16 protein-coding genes are annotated in these 17,598 nt (G+C 68.8%); 6 read left to right on the top strand and 10 right to left on the bottom strand.

Annotation, left to right across the window (positions count from 1 at the left end):
- Positions 1 to 211: 211 nt before the first annotated feature.
- Entirely contained in the window at positions 212 to 604 is a 393-nt protein-coding gene (locus ACZ50N_RS08990) for a PH domain-containing protein (RefSeq protein WP_166429170.1), read from the top strand.
- Positions 605 to 607: 3 nt separating this feature from the next.
- On the opposite strand, the gene ACZ50N_RS08985 is transcribed toward ACZ50N_RS08990, so the two are convergent.
- Complete coding sequence (locus ACZ50N_RS08985) at positions 608 to 1,441, bottom strand: DoxX family protein (protein ID WP_046362364.1); 834 nt, start codon at positions 1,439 to 1,441, stop codon at positions 608 to 610.
- Between the two features lie 147 nt (positions 1,442 to 1,588).
- Between ACZ50N_RS08985 and ACZ50N_RS08980 the strand changes: the two genes are divergently transcribed.
- The gene (locus ACZ50N_RS08980) at positions 1,589 to 2,710 is read left to right on the top strand and encodes a PQQ-dependent sugar dehydrogenase (RefSeq protein ID WP_046362365.1); all 1,122 of its coding nucleotides are present in this window, start codon (positions 1,589 to 1,591) and stop codon (positions 2,708 to 2,710) included.
- Here the strand turns inward: ACZ50N_RS08980 and ACZ50N_RS08975 are convergent.
- From ACZ50N_RS08975 to gatC, 6 genes are all read right to left on the bottom strand, one after another.
- Positions 2,707 to 4,077, bottom strand: coding sequence for a sensor histidine kinase (locus ACZ50N_RS08975; RefSeq protein ID WP_111508614.1), 1,371 nt, complete (start codon positions 4,075 to 4,077; stop codon positions 2,707 to 2,709). The genes ACZ50N_RS08980 and ACZ50N_RS08975 overlap by 4 nt on opposite strands.
- Positions 4,078 to 4,085: 8 nt before the next feature.
- On the bottom strand, positions 4,086 to 5,597 hold the full coding sequence (gatB, locus tag ACZ50N_RS08970) for an Asp-tRNA(Asn)/Glu-tRNA(Gln) amidotransferase subunit GatB (protein WP_464475190.1): 1,512 nt from the start codon (positions 5,595 to 5,597) through the stop codon (positions 4,086 to 4,088).
- A gap of 9 nt (positions 5,598 to 5,606) precedes the next feature.
- On the bottom strand, positions 5,607 to 6,827 hold the full coding sequence (locus tag ACZ50N_RS08965) for a sensor domain-containing diguanylate cyclase (protein ID WP_464475189.1): 1,221 nt from the start codon (positions 6,825 to 6,827) through the stop codon (positions 5,607 to 5,609).
- Between the two features lie 114 nt (positions 6,828 to 6,941).
- Entirely contained in the window at positions 6,942 to 7,973 is a 1,032-nt protein-coding gene (locus ACZ50N_RS08960; RefSeq protein ID WP_046362389.1) for an ATP-dependent 6-phosphofructokinase, read from the bottom strand.
- An 18-nt stretch (positions 7,974 to 7,991) separates the two neighbouring features.
- Positions 7,992 to 9,515, bottom strand: coding sequence for an Asp-tRNA(Asn)/Glu-tRNA(Gln) amidotransferase subunit GatA (gatA, locus tag ACZ50N_RS08955; RefSeq protein WP_048425286.1), 1,524 nt, complete (start codon positions 9,513 to 9,515; stop codon positions 7,992 to 7,994).
- Entirely contained in the window at positions 9,512 to 9,811 is a 300-nt protein-coding gene (gene gatC, locus ACZ50N_RS08950; protein WP_046362390.1) for an Asp-tRNA(Asn)/Glu-tRNA(Gln) amidotransferase subunit GatC, read from the bottom strand. The genes gatA and gatC overlap by 4 nt, the downstream gene beginning before the upstream one ends.
- Before the next feature lie 73 nt (positions 9,812 to 9,884).
- Here gatC and ACZ50N_RS08945 point away from each other — a divergent pair, with 73 nt between their 5' ends.
- Positions 9,885 to 10,553 carry an ACT domain-containing protein gene (locus ACZ50N_RS08945; protein WP_046362369.1) on the top strand — a complete coding sequence of 223 codons (669 nt, stop codon included), beginning with the start codon at positions 9,885 to 9,887 and terminating at the stop codon, positions 10,551 to 10,553.
- Here the strand turns inward: ACZ50N_RS08945 and ligA are convergent.
- Complete coding sequence (gene ligA / locus ACZ50N_RS08940; protein WP_048425285.1) at positions 10,550 to 12,691, bottom strand: NAD-dependent DNA ligase LigA; 2,142 nt, start codon at positions 12,689 to 12,691, stop codon at positions 10,550 to 10,552. The genes ACZ50N_RS08945 and ligA overlap by 4 nt on opposite strands.
- A 138-nt stretch (positions 12,692 to 12,829) precedes the next feature.
- Here ligA and ACZ50N_RS08935 point away from each other — a divergent pair, with 138 nt between their 5' ends.
- Positions 12,830 to 14,446, top strand: a complete 1,617-nt coding sequence (locus tag ACZ50N_RS08935; protein WP_046362371.1) for a 4-coumarate--CoA ligase family protein — start codon at positions 12,830 to 12,832, stop codon at positions 14,444 to 14,446.
- Positions 14,447 to 14,462: 16 nt separating this feature from the next.
- Here the strand turns inward: ACZ50N_RS08935 and ACZ50N_RS08930 are convergent, their stop codons facing one another.
- Entirely contained in the window at positions 14,463 to 15,473 is a 1,011-nt protein-coding gene (locus ACZ50N_RS08930) for a uroporphyrinogen decarboxylase/cobalamine-independent methonine synthase family protein (RefSeq protein ID WP_133413252.1), read from the bottom strand.
- Between the two features lie 35 nt (positions 15,474 to 15,508).
- Between ACZ50N_RS08930 and ACZ50N_RS08925 the strand changes: the two genes are divergently transcribed.
- Positions 15,509 to 16,162 carry a sensor domain-containing protein gene (locus ACZ50N_RS08925; protein ID WP_464475188.1) on the top strand — a complete coding sequence of 218 codons (654 nt, stop codon included), beginning with the start codon at positions 15,509 to 15,511 and terminating at the stop codon, positions 16,160 to 16,162.
- Between the two features lie 6 nt (positions 16,163 to 16,168).
- On the opposite strand, the gene ACZ50N_RS08920 is transcribed toward ACZ50N_RS08925, so the two are convergent.
- Entirely contained in the window at positions 16,169 to 16,771 is a 603-nt protein-coding gene (locus ACZ50N_RS08920) for a TetR/AcrR family transcriptional regulator (RefSeq protein WP_073682401.1), read from the bottom strand.
- A 95-nt stretch (positions 16,772 to 16,866) separates the two neighbouring features.
- Here ACZ50N_RS08920 and ACZ50N_RS08915 point away from each other — a divergent pair, with 95 nt between their 5' ends.
- Positions 16,867 to 17,586, top strand: a complete 720-nt coding sequence (locus ACZ50N_RS08915) for an SDR family NAD(P)-dependent oxidoreductase (RefSeq protein WP_464475612.1) — start codon at positions 16,867 to 16,869, stop codon at positions 17,584 to 17,586.
- Positions 17,587 to 17,598: the final 12 nt, after the last annotated feature.

Genomic DNA, 17,598 nt, shown 5'->3' with positions numbered 1-17,598 from the left:
GATGCGGTTGTGCTATGCCCGGACCGGGGCTAGCGCGGCATCAACGCGCAACCCAATTACTACGAGCGAGCCCGGGATCTGCATAGCTCCCGACGGTAGCCCGCGAACCGGACTTCGGTCAAATTCCCGGCTCCGCCGGTATCGGCCACATTCCCGGCTCCGCCGCGGTCGGCCACATTCCCGCCCTGGCCCCGGATGGAATGATGGGCCCATGGCCTCCGCCACGTCGTCGCCCGCCCCGGTCGTGATCCGCATATCGCCCATGGCGCATCTCGCCGTCGCGCTCTTCGCCCTGGCCTTGCTGTCCATCGTGTTCGCCGGCCCCGGCTGGTTCGCCGTGTTGCTGCTGATCCCCATCGCGATGTCGGTCGCGATCGCGCGCTACCGAACGGTCGCCGACCGGGAGACCGTCACCGTGCGGACACTCTTCGGCACTCAGAAGATGCGGTGGGCGGACATCGAGGGACTGCGCTTCGGCCGCAAGGCGTGGGCTCTGGCGCGGAAGTCCGATGGCAGCGAGACCACGCTGCCGGCGGTCACGTTCGCGAGCCTTCCGGTGTTGACGGCCGCCAGCGGCGGCCGGGTACCGAATCCGTACGAGTAGACGTCAGGCCAACGGGTTGGCGCCGTTGAGCAGCACCCAGACCGCGACGCCGGCGCCGATCCCGAGGACCAGTGCAGCGAACGAGCCGAGGAACGGGCGTCGGGCCCAGCCGCGACCGGCGTCCAGACCGTACCGGCCGGGTCCGGTCAGGATGATCGCCGCGACCGCCGCGACGAGCACCACCTGATACTCATGGCCATCGGTGAGGAACGCCGACAGTCGCGCGTCGTTGTGGGCCGCCAACGCCTCGGCGAGCACGGCATTGATCAGGTAGGCCAGCGCACCCGCGGCCGCCACCGGGGTGAACAGCCCCAGCACCAGCAGGATGCCGGCCGCGACCTCGCCACCGGCGGCCACATAGCTGAGGATGTCGGCGTACCGGAAGCCCGCGTCGGCGATGTAGTCGCGGAAACCACCCAACCCGGGACCGCCCCACAACCCGAACAAGTTCTGCAGGCCGTGCGCCACCAGCAGGACCCCGACGGCCACCCGCAGCACGAGCAGGCCGAGATCCTGGGTGCCGCGGCGATCGCGCTCCCGGCTCTCGTCGAACGCCCCGACCTCGGTCGGCGCGGCCGTCGTCGCCCCGTAGGAGCCGGGCGCCAGACCTGCACCCGGCTGGACGTACGGCAGGGGTTCGGCGTCGCCCAGCAGGCCGAACGGCTGCTGACCAGCTGGTTTGGCGGTGTCATAGCGAGGGATCGCGGTCGTCTCGAAGTCGCCGCCGTAGTGCTCCGAGGGCAGATCGTCTTCCGGGTCCACCAGACGCGCCGACGCGGGCCGGCCACCCGAGTCGGCGGGCCGCTGCCAGGGTTGTGAGTCTTGCGGGCTGGTCACACCTAGCAGGGTAAGGGCTGACCAGGTCGTACCCGGGAATTCGCTCGGCGCGCCCGACCACGTGTTTGACGGGTGCACCGACCCGTCTGACCTGGTCGACCCGGGCGCCGTGGCGAGCACCGCGCAACGATCCGTAATCTGGCTCGCATGAGTCGACGCCGGTCGTTGCGGGTAGCCGCGGTGGTGGCCAGTGCAGCCCTGCTGGGCATCACCGGCTGCGCGCGCTTCGATTCGGCGCAGTCGCAGCCGTTCACCACGAAGCCGCAGATGGCGCCGGGGCCCACGTCGACGCCGCCGCCGCCGGCGCCCCTACCCGCCCAACCGTTCCCCAAGGCGTGTCCGGCGCAAGGCGTCATGCAGGGCTGCCTGGAGAGCACCAGCGGGCTCATCATGCTGCCCGACAGCCAGTCGGCGCTGGTGGCCGAACGGGTGACCGGCGCGGTCAAGCAGGTCGCGACAAGGGCCGAGCCCTTCGTCAAGATGACGATCCCGGTCGACGGCAGCGGCGACGGCGGGCTGATGGACATCGTTCAGTCGCCCACCTACCAGCAGGATCGGTTGACCTACGCCTACATCAGCACCCCGACCGACAACAGGGTGGTACGCATCGCCGACGGTGACGTGCCCAAGCCGATCCTGACCGGCATCCCGAAGGGCGCCACTGGTAACACCGGGTCACTGGTCTTCACCAGCCCCACCACGCTGATGGTGCAGACCGGCGACGCGGGCGACCCGGCGTTGGCCGCCGATCCGGGCTCGATGGCCGGCAAGCTGCTGCGCATCGAGCAGCCCACCACGGTCAACCAGGCGCCCACCACCACCGCGCTGTCCGGCCTGGGGCCGGGCGGCGGCATGTGCATCGACCCGTCCGACGAATCGCTCTACGTCACCGACCGGACCCCGACCGCGGATCGGCTGCAGCGCATCACCAAGGACTCCAAGGTGTCGACGGTGTGGTCCTGGCCGGACCGGCCCGGGGTGGCCGGCTGCGCCGCTCTCGACGGCACCGTGCTGGTGAACCTCGTCAACACCAAGCAGACCGTCGCGGTGCGGATGGCACCCGACACCGGCGCGGTGACCGGCGAGCCTGAGGTGGTCCGTAAGGATCAGCACGGCCATGCCTGGGCGCTGCAGGTCGCTCCCGACGGCAACATCTGGGGCGCCACGGTCAACAAGACCTCCGGAGACGCGGAGAAGCTCGACGACGTGGTGTTCCCGCTGTTCCCGCAGGGCGGTGGCTTCCCCCGCGCCAACGACGAGAAGACCTAGACCGAACTGGGCCCCGACCCGGGCAGGCGCAGGATCAGCCGTGTGCCACCCAGCGGGCTGTGCTCCAAAGCCGCGGTGCCGCCGTGGATTTCGGCCTGTTGCGCGACGAGTGCCAGGCCCAGGCCGGAGCCCGAGCGGGACGCCGTCGTCCCCCGGTGGAAGCGTTGGAACACTTCTTTTCGTTCCTCCTCCGGCACGCCGGAACCGTTGTCGTCCACCGCGATCTCGACCCCGTCGGCCGAGCTGATCACACTCAGCTGCACCCGCGTCGCGCCGCCGTGCTTGACGGCGTTGGCGATCGCGTTGTCGACCACCAATCGCAACCCGGCAGGCATTCCCAGCATCAGCACCGTCGTCGACGACGCCAGCGAGACTTCCAGCCCCGGGTAGTTGTGCCGGGCGTCGTGGGCGGCACGGTCGAGCAGTTCGGCGACATCGAGGGGGACGAAGTCGGCCACCGTGGTCAGCTCGCCCTGCGCCAGTCGCTCGAGCGCCGACAGAGTGGCCTCGATCCGCGACTGCGTGCGCATGACGTCGCCGATGACCTCCCGGCGCTGCTCCGGGCTCAGGTCGAGGGTCATCAGGACCTCGAGATTGGTGCGCATCGCCGTCAGCGGGGTGCGCAGTTCATGGGAGGCCACCGCGGCGAAGTCGCGCGCCGATTCCAGCGCTGCCCGGGTCCGCTGCTGCTCGTTGCCGATGCGGGCGAGCATGCCCTCCACCGCCTCGGAGATCTCGACAGCCTCCCACACGCCGCGCACCTGCACCTCGTCCGGATTGGACTGGGCGTTGATGGCACGCGCCTGCTGCGCGAGCAGCCGGAACGGATTGACCATGATCAGCGCGATCACCCACCCCACCAGCAGCGTGGCCAGGATCACGCCCGCGCAGATCCAGAACACCCGCCAGTGCAGCGAGTCGATCCGCGCCTGGGTGTCGGCCAGCGGCGCGCCGAGTGCGATCGACGCGGCGCCGGTGGTGATGGTGCGGATGCGGTACTCGACGCCGCCGATCGTCGCGTCGGCGTACCCGTTGGGCAGCTCGGGCAGGACGATGTCGGGCGGCATCGACACGGCGACCGGTCCGATGCGCGCCGTGCGGACGAGGCCGCCCTCGGCCGGTTCGGGCCCCACTCCTTCCTGCGCGCTGCGCAGCAGCGTGTTCACGTCACCGAGGCTCGACAGCGAGTCCAACCGACGGTCGAGCTGATCGTATTGATCGTTGGTGACGCCCACCCACACCCAGATGCCGAGCGTGAGCACCAGGATGATCACGCCGACCTGCGCCAGGATGACGATCGAGCGCAGCGACAGCAGCCGCAGCGGATGCGAGAGCAGGCGCAGTACCAGGTCTTGGGCGCGCTTCATCGGCAGCGTCAACTGCAGGCGGCCATGACCAGCTCACGCACGCGCGCGGCGTCCGCCTGCCCCTTGGTCGCCTTCATCACTGCACCGACGATCGCGCCTGCCGCGGCCACCTTGCCGCCGCGGATCTTCTCGGCGATGTCCGGGTTGGCGGCCAGCGCCTCGTCGACCGCGGACTGGATGAGTGAATCGTCGCGAACCACCGCGAGCCCGCGCCCGGTCATCACCTCATCGGGTTCGCCCTCGCCGGCCAGCACCCCCTCGACGACCTGGCGGGCCAGCTTGTTCGAGAGCTTCCCGTCGTCGACGAGCTTGACCACCGCGGCCACCTGGGCGGGCGTGATGGGCAGCTCGTCGAGTTCCACGCCTTTCTCGTTGGCCTTCTGCACCAGGAAGTTTCCCCACCAGGCGCGCGCAGCGTCGCTGGACGCGCCGTGCGAGACCGTCGCGGTGATCAGATCGAGCGCCCCGATGTTGACGAGATCGCGCATCACCTCATCGGAGATGCCCCACTCCTGCTGAATGCGCTTGCGCGACAACCAGGGAAGCTCGGGAATGGTGCCACGCAACCGCTCGACGAGTTCATCACTGGGCGCGACGGGCTCGAGATCGGGTTCGGGGAAGTAGCGGTAGTCCTGAGCGGTCTCCTTGCTGCGGCCCGGTGAGGTGTAGCCGTCCTCGTGGAAGTGCCGGGTCTCCTGGGTGACGGTGCCACCGGACTCCAGAACTGCTGCCTGCCTGCGCATTTCGTAGCGCACCGCGACTTCGACGCTCTTGAGCGAGTTGACGTTCTTGGTCTCGGTGCGGGTACCGAACTCGACCTGTCCGATCGGCTTGAGCGAGACGTTGGAGTCGCAGCGCATCGAGCCCTGATCCATGCGGACGTCGGAGACGTCCAAGGCGCGCAGCAGGTCTCGCAGTGCGGTCACGTAGGCGCGGGCAATCTCGGGGGCGCGGGCACCGGCGCCTTCGATCGGCTTGGTGACGATCTCGATCAACGGCACGCCGGACCGGTTGTAATCGGCGAGCGAGGTCGTCGCGCCGGCGATACGGCCGGTGTCACTGCCCAGGTGGGTCAGCTTCCCGGTGTCCTCCTCCATGTGCGCGCGCTCGATCTCCACGCGCCATGTGCTGCCGTCGTCGAGCGGCACCTCGAGGTGGCCGTTGACGGCGATCGGCTCGTCGTACTGGCTGATCTGGTAGTTCTTCGGCTGATCGGGATAGAAGTAGTTCTTGCGGGCGAACCGGCCCCACGGCGCGATCTGGCAGTTCAGCGCCAGACCGATCCGGATCGCGGACTCGACCGCCGACTCGTTGAGCACCGGCAGCGAACCGGGCAGCCCGAGGCACACCGGGCACACCTGGGTGTTGGGTTCACCGCCGAAGCGGTTCGGGCAGCCGCAGAACATCTTGGTCTGCGTCGAGAGCTCGACATGCACCTCGAGGCCGAGAACCGGCTCGTAGGCGGCGATGACCTGGTCGTAGTCCAGCAGCGGTGCGGTGGCCGAGGTCACGGAAGTCATGCCCCGATCCTAAGTGCTGGGCGCTGCCGAGCCGGTGTCCGGTCCGTGCACCACCCGGTTGCGGCCCTCCCGCTTGGCGCGGTAGAGCTGGGCGTCCACGCCGGTCAGAATGCGGGCGATGTCGAACGGGCGGCGGCAGGTCAGCACTCCGGCGCTGACGGTGAGGGCCGCTGCCGTCATCGACGCGGGATGCGCGATCTCCAGTTCCGCCACGGCGGTCTGGCACTGTCGGGCGACCTCGGCCGCGGCCGCCTCGTCGGCGCGCGGAAGTAGGCACAGGAACTCCTCGCCGCCGTACCGGGCCGCGAGCCCGCCCTGCGCGGCGGCTATCCGATCGAGAACCGAGGCCACCTGTCTCAGGCATTCGTCCCCCGCGCTGTGGCCGAGGTGATCGTTGAACACCTTGAAGTGGTCGATGTCGATCATGATGATCGACAGAGGATCGCCCGTGACGGCATGGTTGTCGACGAAATCGGCCAGTACCGCGTCGAATCGGCGACGATTGGCGATCCCGGTGAGATCGTCGGTGATCGACAGTCGGGTGATCTCCTCGTTCAGCGCAAGCAGCCGCGACTCGACGACCTTGCGCTCGGTGATGTCCCGCACGATCGAGCAGTTGTACTCCTCACCGTCGAAGTCGACGTAGTTCACCGTCACCTCGATCGGTATGTCGGTTCCGTCTTTGGTGGTGTTCACCGTCTCGATGACGAAGGATTTGCGTTCCACGATGTCGCGCCAGTGCTCTCGCCAGATCTCGTCGTCGAAGAACGGATCGACGTCGACCACGCGGAGCCGGGACAGTTCGTCAGCGGTGTAGCCGAGCAGACTGCAGGCCGCGGCGTTGACGAAGACGTACCTGCCGTCTCGGTCCAGCCAGATGATCATGTCGGTGACGCGCTCGATCGTCGCCTCGGTCAGGTGCAGACGGCGCAGGCGGGCCTGCTGGACATCGACGTTCTCGACTTCGACGTCATAGCGATCGCCGCCCTTGGCCGGCCGGACGACGATGCGCAGCCCGCCGGTGTCGAACACGGCCGCGTGCCGGTGTCGGCCGCCCAGGTAGTCGAGCACTTCGGCCGCGGTATTGCCGTCGAGGACATCGCGCAGATCCGCGCCGGGGACGGCGCGGTCGCCGAGCATGGGAACGACGGCCGGATCGGCGGCGACGACGGTGCCGGCCTCATCGACGACGAGACGCGCGTGCAGTGGTCCCCGCGACTCGCCGTGCATGGGTGCAGTCTGCCGTGCCGCGCAACGGACGGGCACTTTTCTCCCGCGAGAAGACACGAACTCGAGTGTTTTCCCGGCGAGTCACTCGAGTTCGTACCTGGTCGCCGAAAAAACTCAGCCGAAGAACTCGGCGGCGTCGTCGTAGCGGCTCTGTGGCACGAGCTTGAGTTGGCGCACCGCATCGGCGAGAGGCACCCGGCCGATCTCCTGACCCCGCAGCGAGACCATCATGCCGTACTCCCCCGCGTGCGCCGCGTCGGCGGCATTCACGCCGAAACGTGTGGCCAGCACCCGGTCGTACGGCGTTGGGGTGCCACCGCGTTGGACGTGGCCCAGCACGGTCACGCGCACCTCCTTCTTGATGCGCTGCTCGACCTCGAGCGCCAACTGCTGAGCGACGCCGGTGAACCTCTCGTGACCGAACTCGTCCATGCCGCCCTTGCGCAATTGCATGGTGCCCTCGGCCGGCTTCGCGCCCTCGGCGACGACGCAGATGAAGTGCGAATCACCGCGCTGGAAGCGGCGTTTGACCAGTCGGCACACTTCTTCGACGTCGAAGGGCTGCTCGGGGATCAGTGTCATGTGCGCGCCCGAGGCCATCCCGGCGTTCAGCGCGATCCACCCCGCGTGCCTCCCCATCACCTCGACGAGCATCACGCGCTGATGTGATTCCGCGGTGCTGTGCAACCGATCGATGGCCTCGGTGGCCACGTGGAGGGCCGTGTCGTGCCCGAATGTGACGTCGGTGCAGTCGATGTCGTTGTCGATGGTCTTCGGAACACCGACGACGGGCACCCCCTCCTCGGAGAGCCAGTGCGCCGCGGTCAGCGTGCCCTCTCCCCCGATCGGGATCAGCACGTCGATGCCGTTGTCCTCGAGGGTCTGTTTGATCTGGTCCAGGCCGGCGCGCAGCTTGTCGGGGTTCGTCCTGGCCGTGCCGAGCATGGTGCCGCCCTTGGCGAGCAGCCGGTCGTTGCGGTCGTCGTTGGCCAGCTGGATGCGCCGGTCCTCGAGCAGGCCGCGCCAGCCGTCGAGGAACCCGACGACCGAGGAGCCGTACCGCGCGTCGCAGGTTCGCACCACCGCCCTGATCACCGCGTTCAGTCCTGGACAGTCACCACCGCCGGTCAGTACTCCGATGCGCATGGTCTCCATCCTCCCCTGTCACAGCGCAGTTGGCAGAGCACCCCGGGCAACTTCATAGGCCGCACCCACCCGATAGAGCCGGTCGTCAGCCAGTGCCGGCGCCATGATCTGCAGGCCCACCGGCAGATTGTCATCACTCGACAGCCCCGACGGCACCGACATCCCGCAGTGCCCGGCCAGATTCAGCGGCAGCGTGCACAGGTCGAACAGATACATCGACAGCGGGTCGTCGACCTTCTCCCCGAGACGGAATGCGGTGGTCGGCGTCGCCGGGGACACCAGCACGTCGACCTTCGTGTACGCCTCGTCCAGATCACGCGCGATCAGCGTGCGGACCTTCTGCGCCTGGTTGTAGTACGCGTCGTAGTAGCCCGCCGAGAGTGCGTAGGCACCGATCATGATGCGGCGCTTGACTTCTGGACCGAACCCAGCGGCGCGGGTAAGGGCCATCACCTCTTCGGCGCTGTGGGTGCCGTCGTCGCCGACGCGCAGGCCGTAGCGCATCCCGTCGAATTTCGCCAGGTTCGACGACACCTCCGACGGCAGGATCAAGTAGTAGGCCGGCAGCGAGTAGTCGAAGTGCGGGCAGTCCACCTCAGTGATCTCCGCGCCGAGCGCGCTGAGCTGGTCGACGGCCGCGGTGAACGACGCGAGCACGCCGGGCTGATAGCCCTCGCCACTGCGCAGCTGCTTGACCACCCCGATGCGCACGCCCGTCAGGTCACCGGCGGCTCCGGCCTTCGCCGCGGCGACGACGTCGGGCACCGCGGCGTCGATCGACGTCGAATCCCTCGGGTCGTGCCCGGCGATGACCTGGTGCAGCAGCGCCGTGTCCAGCACGGTGCGGGCGCACGGGCCTCCCTGGTCGAGCGAGGACGCACACGCGATCAGCCCGTAGCGCGACACCGTGCCGTAGGTCGGTTTCACCCCGACAGTGGCAGTCAGCGCGGCGGGTTGGCGGATCGACCCGCCGGTATCCGAGCCGATGGCCAGCGGCGCCTGGAACGCGGCCAGCGCGGCCGCACTGCCACCGCCGGAACCGCCGGGCACCCGCTCGGTGTCCCACGGGTTGCGGGTGGGGCCATAGGCGGAGTTCTCGGTCGAGCTGCCCATCGCGAACTCGTCCATGTTCGTCTTGCCGAGGATCGGGATGCCCGCGGCGCGCAGCCGGGCCGTCACCGTGGCGTCGTACGGCGACGTCCAGCCCTCGAGGATCTTCGACCCGCAGGTGGTGGGCATGTCGGCGGTGGTGAACACGTCCTTGAGGGCGAGCGGAACGCCGGCCAGCGGAGAGCTCAGCTGCTCACCCGCGGCCACAGTTTTGTCGACCTCGGCGGCGGCGGCCAACGCCTGCTCGCCCGCGACGTGCAGGAATGCGTGATAGTCGCCGTCGGTGGCGGCGATCTGGTCCAGGCAGGCCTGCGTCGCCTCGACCGAGGACACCTCGCCGACGGCGATCTTGCCGGCCAGCGTGGCGGCGTCGAGCCGGATCAGGTCGTTGCCTTCTGCTCTTCGCGCAAGCGGCTCATCGGTGTGGCTCATTCGGGCTCCCCCAGGATGCGCGGCACGGCGAAGCGTCCTTCGGCGGCGTTGGGTGCCTCCGCCAGCGCCTGCTCCTGCGTCAGACACGGCTGCGGCTCGTCGGACCGGTAGACGTTCACGCTCGCGAGCGGGTTGTCGGTGGCGGCGACGCCCGTGACGTCGACGGCCTGGATGTGGCTGACGTGGCCGATGATGGCGTCGAGCTGACCCGCGAAGCTGTCGAGTTCATCGTCGGTCAGGGCCAGACGGGCCAGCCGCGCCAAGTGCGCTACCTCGTCTCGGGAGATCTGGGACACGACCACGAAGCCTAGTTGAACGCGACTCCGGCGCTTGCGTCCGAGTCGCCGCCGCCCGGGAGTCCGTGACACAGTGTTGCGCGTGCCGTCGTATCTGCTGCGTGTCGAGCTGGAGGACCGCCCGGGCAGCCTCGGTTCGCTGGCCGTGGCCCTGGGGTCCGTCGGCGCCGACATTTTGTCCCTGGACGTGGTCGAGCGCACCTCCGGCTATGCCGTCGACGACCTGGTGGTCGAACTCCCGCCGGGTGCGATGCCCGACATGCTGATCACCGCCGCCGAGAAGATCAGCGGCGTCTACGTCGACAGCATCCGGCCGCACACCGGGCTGCTCGAAGCGCACCGTGAGCTCGAGCTCATCGACCACGTGGCCGCGGCGAACGGCAAAGATCGCCGCCTGCAGGTGCTGGTCGACGAGGCGCCCAAGGTGTTGCGGGTCGGCTGGTGCACGGTGACGCGCCTGACCGAGCAGGGACCTCAGCGCGTGGTCGGCAGCTCAGGGGCCCCGGAGACGCAGGCCGCGCAGACCCCATGGCTGCCGCTGGATTCTCCGAAAGCGCTGGACGGCCACGCGGACTGGGTGCCCCAGGTGTGGCGCGACATGGACACGACGCTGACGGCCGCACCGCTGGGCGACACCCACACCGCGATCGTGCTCGGTCGGCCGGGCGGACCCGAATTCCGTCCCAGCGAGGTGGCGCGGCTGGGCTACCTGGCCGGCATCATCGCGACGATCCTGCGTTAGCCCTCGGGCGGGACGGCGTCTGCCACCGCGTCGGGGCCGCTGTCGAGCAGTCGGCGGAAACCATCCTCGTCGAGCACCGGGACGCCGAGTTCGATGGCCTTGTCGTACTTGGATCCCGGGGCGTCGCCGGCGACCACGTACGCCGTCTTCTTCGACACCGAGCTGGCGGCCTTGCCGCCGCGCGCGATGATCGCTTCCTTCGCGTCGTCGCGGCTGAAGCCCGCCAAGGAGCCCGTGACGACGATCGACAGGCCTTCGAGCGTGCGCTCGATGCTGGCGTCGCGCTCGTCTTCCATCCGGACGCCGGCCGCCCGCCACTTGTCGACGATCGCGCGGTGCCAGTCGACGGTGAACCAGTCGGTGACGGCGGCGGCGATCGTCGGGCCGACACCTTCAGTGGCGGCGAGCTGATCTTCCGAGGCCGACGTGATCGCCTCGAGGCTGCCGAATTCCGTGGCCAGCGCGCGCGCCGCCGTGGGACCGACGTGTCGGATGGACAGCGCCACCAGTACCCGCCACAGCGGTTGCGCCTTGGCCTTGTCCAGATTGGTCAGCAGCCGCTTGCCGTTCGCCGAGACCTGACCGGCCTTGGTGGTGAACAACTCGGTCCGCAGCAGATCGTCGGCGGTTAACCCGAAGATGTCGCCCTCGTCGGTGATGACGCCGGCCTGCAGCAGTGCGGTGGCGGCCTCATAACCGAGTCCCTCGATGTCGAAGGCGCCGCGACCGGCGACGTGGAACACCCGCTCCCGCAACTGCGCCGGACAGGACCGGGAGTTGGGGCAGCGAATGTCGGCGTCACCCTCTTTGGCCGGTGCCAACTCGGTTCCGCACTCGGGGCAGTGCGTCGGCATCGTGAATTCACGCTCGGAGCCGTCCCGCAGATCCACCACCGGTCCGAGCACCTCGGGAATGACGTCGCCGGCTTTGCGGATCACCACCGTGTCGCCGATCAACACGCCCTTGCGCTTGACCTCCGACCCGTTGTGCAACGTAGCCAGCCCGACCGTCGACCCCGCGACCTTCACGGGCTCCATGTAGGCGAACGGAGTCACCCGGCCCGTGCGGCCCACATTGACGCGGATGTCGAGGAGCTTGGTGGTCGCCTCCTCCGGCGGATACTTGTATGCCACCGCCCACCGGGGTGCTCGCGATGTCGCCCCCAGCCGGCGCTGCAACGCCACCTCGTCCACCTTGACCACCACGCCATCGATCTCGTGCTCGACATCGTGGCGGTGCTCACCCCAGTAGGCGATGCGTTCGGTAGCCGCCTGAAGACCCTTGACCTGGGCGGTGTGGTCGGACACCGGCAGCCCCCACGCGCCGAGCGCGCGGTAGGCATCGTGCAGCGTCGCGAACGGAAAGCCGCCGGGGCTCTCGATGTGCCCCAGTCCGTGGCAGATCATCCGCAGCCGGCGCTTCGCGGTGATCGCGGGGTTCTTCTGACGCAGTGAGCCTGCGGCGCTGTTGCGTGGATTGGCGAACGGGGGCTTGCCCTCGGCGACCAGGCCCGCGTTCAGCTCTTCGAAGTCCGCCACCCGGAAGAACACCTCGCCGCGCACCTCGAGCACCGGCGGGACAGGGAATTCGTCTGTGGCGGTGAGGGTTTCGGGGATGTCCTCGATGGTGCGCGCGTTCAGTGTGACGTCTTCGCCGGTGCGCCCGTCACCTCGCGTGGCCGCGCGGACGAGCCGCCCGTCGCGATAGACGAGCGCGAGTGCCACGCCATCGATCTTGAGCTCACACAGGTACTGGGCGTGCGGACCGATCTCCCCCGCGATGCGCGCCGCCCACGCAGCCAGCTCCTCGGGATCGAAGACGTTGTCCAGGCTGAGCATCCGCTCGAGGTGCTCAGCCGGGGTGAAGTCCGTCGCGAACCCGGCGCCGCCGACGAGCTGGGTCGGCGAGTCGGGTGTGCGGAGCTCGGGATGGTCGTCCTCCAGCGCCTGCAGGCGGCGCAGCAGGGTGTCGAACTCGGCGTCGGAGACGACCGGCGCATCGCGCACGTAATAGCGGAACTGGTGCTCGCGCACCTCGTCGGCGAGCTCCTGCCACTGCCGCCGGACCTCCGCTTCCGGGGCGTCGTCGGCCTGCTCGGCCAGCACTGCCTCGGGATCAGGGGACGCCTTCGGACTCACCCTGGCAGGCTATCGAAGCGCACCGACACCGCCGGTCCCGCCTGCTGACTACGCTCTCGGTGGCGTCGAACAAATTGATGACGCAGCTCGACGAAGAGCGAGCCGGCGCGGTCCGGACATGATTCGATCGGAGACACCATGAGCTTCTCTAGCCCCTTCCCCGAAGTCGACATCCCCACCGCGAGCGTCTACGACTACCTGTTCTCCGGACTGGCGGGCCCCGACGCCGAGCACCTGGACCGCATCGCGTTGATCGACTCCACCACCGGCCGGCAGACCAGCTACCGCGAAATGGTCGGGCGCATCGACTCATTCGCGGGTGCGCTCGCCGCCAGGGGGTTGGGCGTCGGCGATGTGGTCGGACTCCTCGCCCCGAACAGCTCGGCATTCGCGGTGGCATTTCACGGCATTCTGCGATCCGGGGCGACGGCGACGACCATCAACGCCCTGTTCACCGCGAAAGACATCGCTAAGCAGCTGACGGACTCGCGGGCGGCGCTGCTGATCACGGTGTCGGCGCTGGCCGCGCAGGCCGCCGAGGCCGTCGAACTGGTCGGTCTGCCCGCGGAGAACCTCGTGGTGCTCGACGGAGCGGGACGGGCGGCCGACGGTCACCCCAATGCCGTCGAACTGCTCGACGGCAACGCCGCGGCACCGGAGGTGACGTTCGCCCCGTCGTCGCATCTGGCGGCGCTGCCCTACAGCTCGGGCACGACGGGCAACCCCAAGGGTGTGATGCTCACCCACCGCAACCTGGTGGCCAACGTCGCACAGATCAGACCGCTGCACGGCATGGTGCCCGATGACGTGGTGCTGGCGGTACTGCCGTTCTTCCACATCTACGGGATGACCGTGCTGCTGAACGCTGCGCTGCACGCCCGCGCCCGCCTGGTCATCATGCCGAGCTTCGATCTCGCCAAGTTCCTCGGCAACATCGCCGAGCACCGCGCCACGATCGCGTTCATCGCGCCGCCGGTGGCTGTCGCCCTCGCCAAGCACCCGATGGTCGACGAGCACGACCTGTCCTCCCTGAAGGTGGTGATGTCGGGGGCGGCTCCGTTGGACGCCGAACTCGGTCGCGCCGTGGCGGAGCGGCTCGACTGCCGGGTCGTGCAGGGCTACGGGATGAGTGAGCTCAGCCCGGTCAGCCACATCACCCCGTTCGACGCCGGTGCCCACGACATGCACGTCGACGCACCGCTGAGTTCGGTGGGATGGACGGTGTCCAACGCGGTGTCCAAGATCGTCGACCCGGAGACCGGCAAAGACATCAACCCGCCGGACGAAGGCCTGTCCGCCACCGGCGAACTGTGGTTCAAGGGACCCAACGTGATGGCCGGATACCTCAACAACGACGAGGCCACCCGCAGCACCGTCGACGACGACGGGTGGCTGCACACCGGAGATCTCGCCCAGGTCGACGCCCACGGGTGCGTGTACATCGTGGACCGGCTCAAGGAGCTCATCAAGTACAAGGGCTACCAGGTGCCACCGGCTGAACTGGAGGCCGTGCTGCTGGGCCATCCCGGAATCGCCGACGCGGCCGTCATCGGGGTGACCAACGACGAGGGCGAAGAGGTACCCAAGGCGTACGTGGTGAAGCAGGCCGACACGGACCTCACCGAGGACGAGGTCATCGAGTTCGTCGCGGGCCAGGTGGCGCCCTACAAGAAGGTGCGCAAGGTCCAATTCATCGACGCCATACCGAAGTCGGCGTCGGGGAAGATCCTGCGCAAGGATCTGCGCACCGCCTGAGCAGCACCCCTTGGCGCTAGGCGGAATCCGGGTCCTCGGCCAGGCCGTCGGCGACTTTCTGCGCCAGCTCGACCGCACGCCGGGCCCACTCGGCCGTCGCACCGGCCAGCCCGCACGCCGGAGTGACACCCACCCGGTCGCGCAGCACGGTCCGGGGGAAGCCGAGCCGATCGGTCACCGCGGCGACCGCGGCCGCGACCTCCTCGACGGCGGGACGGTGCGAGGGCGCGACCGCCGGCACCGCACCCAGCAACACCGTGCGACCGGATTCGAGGAACTCCCCCACCCCGTCGAGATCGGTCGCGCTCAGGGTGCCGACATCGACCATCACCGCCGCAATCGTGCTGCGCTGCAACACAGTCCATGGGATGTCGGCGGCGCAGCAGTGCAGCGCGACCTCGCCGCCCACGCGGGCGACGCACTGATCGAGCAGATCGACGACCACCGCGGCGTCCACCGGGTGGACCGGGTTCAGACTGCTCACTCCGCTCAGTCGGCCGGTCAGCGCCGCCGGCAGGGTGGGCTCGTCGAACTGCACGACGACGGTGGTCTGCAGGCGCCGCTCCAGCTGAGCGCGATGCACCGCCACGCCTTCGGCCAGTGACGCGGTGAGATCGCGCACGGCGCCGGCATCGGTGATCGCGCGGTGTCCGCCACCCAGTTCCAGGTGCGCGGCGAGCGTCACCGGGCCGGGGGCCTGCACCTTGACCACCCGGTCGCCACCACGCAAACCCGCCTTCTCCCAAGCTTCTTCGAGCGCGTCGACGTCCTCGTCGAGCAGGCTCATCGCGCGGCGCGTCGCGGCGCTGCGCCCCGCGGCGATGCGGTAGCCGCGCGGCACGGTGTCCAGGGTGATGTCGACCAGCAACGCACCCGCGCGGCCGATCAGGTCCGCACCCACGCCGCGGCCCGGCAGCTCGACCAGATGGGGCAGCCGATGCAGCTCCCCCACGACAACCTCGGCCGCCTCACGGACCGACGTACCCGGCCACGATCCGATCCCTGTCGCGGCGGCGAAAGCACTCACTCGCCCGACGATAGGCGACGCACTACTGTCGGGGCATGACGGGCCGTGTGCTGCTGTGCGCGCTGGCCGTCGTCGTTTCCGGGTGTACACAGACCGTCTCGGGCTCTGCCACGCGGCCGGTACCCGCGCTCGACGAGAACTCCCGGTCGCCGGTCGATGTCAACGCCGTGTTGTTGGATCGGTCGCAGATGCAGGCGCTCAGCGGTGCCGGTTCCGATCTGACGCCGGTACCCGGAATGGAAAGCAAAGTGCCGGTGGACATTCCGACGGATCAAGGGTTCCTGCCCGACGCATTCGCCCGGGATCTTCCGCAGGAGTGCGGCTGGCTGTTCGCCGAGACCGAGGTGTTCGGACCTGACGTCGAGGAGTTCCACAAGACCACGTACCAGAGCCCCCGACGGGGCGGTCTGCTCTCCCAGGCCGCTGCTGGTTATCGCGACACCGCGACCGCAGTGACCGCACTGACCGACCTGACCCGGCGCATTTCGGCCTGCGGGGGTACCGAACGAGGCCCGATGCTGGTCGGCGACGTCGTCGCGACGGGTGACTCGGTGCGAATCCGTCCGGGCTCGTGCGGCCGCGACTACCGGGTGAAGTCGGTGGTGCTGATCGAGGTGACGTCGTGTTCGTTCCCCGACTCGGTGCCCGACCTGGTGATGACGAACATCGCCGACAACGTGCCGGGCTGATCGGCGCTACGGAAGCACCGGCGCGGGGTGCGGGAGCGGGTGGGCGCCCTGCGGGCGCAACCCGTCGAAGATGATCGCGAGGTAGCGCCGCCACAGCGTCGGCGACGGATCGGCGACGTTCTCGACGGCATGGACCGGTGCACACATCAGCAGGAAGACGTCGGCTTCGGTGATGTCGGCGCGGATGACTCCCGCCTCCCGGGCGCGCCCGACGAGCACGTCGAGGCTCTCGTGTAATTCGGTGCGCGCGTTCACCACTCGGGGATCGTGATCGCTGGCGGTCTGGGCAAACGTCAGGTCGTGTTGACGACGCTGGTCTGCGGCGACGGTGAGGAACTCCAGCAGGGCTTCTCCCGGATCGGGAGCATCGGCGAGTTTCCTTGCCGCGCCGGACAATACGGCGAGGTGGTCACAGACGATCGAGGCGATCAGATCTTCTTTGGTGGCGAAGTGCCGGAAAACGGTGCCCTTGGCCACCCCGGCCGCCGCGGCGATGTCGGCCACAGAGGCAGCGTGGCCTTTCTCGGCGAAGACCTTCTCGGCCGCCGCCAGCAGCGACGCGCGATTGCGGGCGGCATCGGCGCGCTGGGTCCTGACGGGTGGCGTCATGACCTCAGGGTACCAAGTTGACCACCCGGTCATCTTCTGCCAGAGTGAAGAACATGACCGCATGGTCATGTTCACTGCCCGACGAGGAGAACATCATGCAGATCAACGGCGCCACCGCGCTGGTCACCGGCGCGAACCGCGGCCTCGGCCGGTCGTTCGCCGTCGAACTACTGCGCCGCGGTGCGACGGTGTACGCCGCCGCGCGGCGTCCCGAGCTCGTCGACATCCCGGGCGTCCGCGCCCTGCGCCTCGACATCACCGACGCCGCCCAGGTCGACGCCGCCGCCGAGATCGCCGGCGACGTCGACCTTCTGGTCAACAACGCGGCCGACACCGCCGGGGGCAATCTGATCACGGGCGACCCGCGGGCGATCAGATCGGTGATGGACACCAACTACCACGGCACCCTGGCGGTGATCCGTGCATTCGCACCCGTCCTCGCCCGCAACGGAGGCGGCGCGATCCTCAACGTCCTGTCGGCGGCCGCCTGGACGACTGTCGATGGAAACGCCGCCTACGCTGCCTCGAAGTCGGCCGAGTGGGGTCTGACGAACAACGTGCGCATGGAACTCGCCGGGCAGGGCACGCATGTCGCAGCACTGATTCCGGGTCTGATCGGCACGCAGACGCTCTTCGACTTCGCAGAACAGCAAGGAATCGACTTACCCGAGGGAGCTGTCATCGATCCCGCCGACCTCGTCAGCGTGGCCCTCGACGGGCTCGAGGCGGGCGAGGTGGAGATCTTCGACTCGCTCGGTCGCAAGGCCAAGGAATATCTGTCCGGGCCACCGACCAGCTTTCCCTTCGCCGTGTAGTCACGGCCGGGG

The organism is Mycolicibacterium obuense (genome assembly GCF_055397605.1).
This window is presented reverse-complemented; position numbering and strand designations above follow the sequence as displayed.

Excerpts from the sequence above, each read along its gene's own strand:
- ACZ50N_RS08935 (WP_046362371.1), top strand. The coding sequence starts at position 12,830 with ATGAGCTTCTCTAGCCCCTTCCCCGAAGTCGACATCCCCACCGCGAGC.
- gatA (WP_048425286.1), bottom strand. The coding sequence starts at position 9,515 with ATGAGCCACACCGATGAGCCGCTTGCGCGAAGAGCAGAAGGCAACGAC.
- ACZ50N_RS08915 (WP_464475612.1), top strand. The coding sequence starts at position 16,867 with ATGCAGATCAACGGCGCCACCGCGCTGGTCACCGGCGCGAACCGCGGC.
- ACZ50N_RS08990 (WP_166429170.1), top strand. The coding sequence starts at position 212 with ATGGCCTCCGCCACGTCGTCGCCCGCCCCGGTCGTGATCCGCATATCG.
- gatB (WP_464475190.1), bottom strand. The coding sequence starts at position 5,597 with ATGACTTCCGTGACCTCGGCCACCGCACCGCTGCTGGACTACGACCAG.
- ACZ50N_RS08975 (WP_111508614.1), bottom strand. The coding sequence starts at position 4,077 with ATGAAGCGCGCCCAAGACCTGGTACTGCGCCTGCTCTCGCATCCGCTG.
- ACZ50N_RS08980 (WP_046362365.1), top strand. The coding sequence starts at position 1,589 with ATGAGTCGACGCCGGTCGTTGCGGGTAGCCGCGGTGGTGGCCAGTGCA.
- ACZ50N_RS08960 (WP_046362389.1), bottom strand. The coding sequence starts at position 7,973 with ATGCGCATCGGAGTACTGACCGGCGGTGGTGACTGTCCAGGACTGAAC.
- ACZ50N_RS08965 (WP_464475189.1), bottom strand. The coding sequence starts at position 6,827 with ATGCACGGCGAGTCGCGGGGACCACTGCACGCGCGTCTCGTCGTCGAT.
- ACZ50N_RS08920 (WP_073682401.1), bottom strand. The coding sequence starts at position 16,771 with ATGACGCCACCCGTCAGGACCCAGCGCGCCGATGCCGCCCGCAATCGC.
- ACZ50N_RS08925 (WP_464475188.1), top strand. The coding sequence starts at position 15,509 with ATGACGGGCCGTGTGCTGCTGTGCGCGCTGGCCGTCGTCGTTTCCGGG.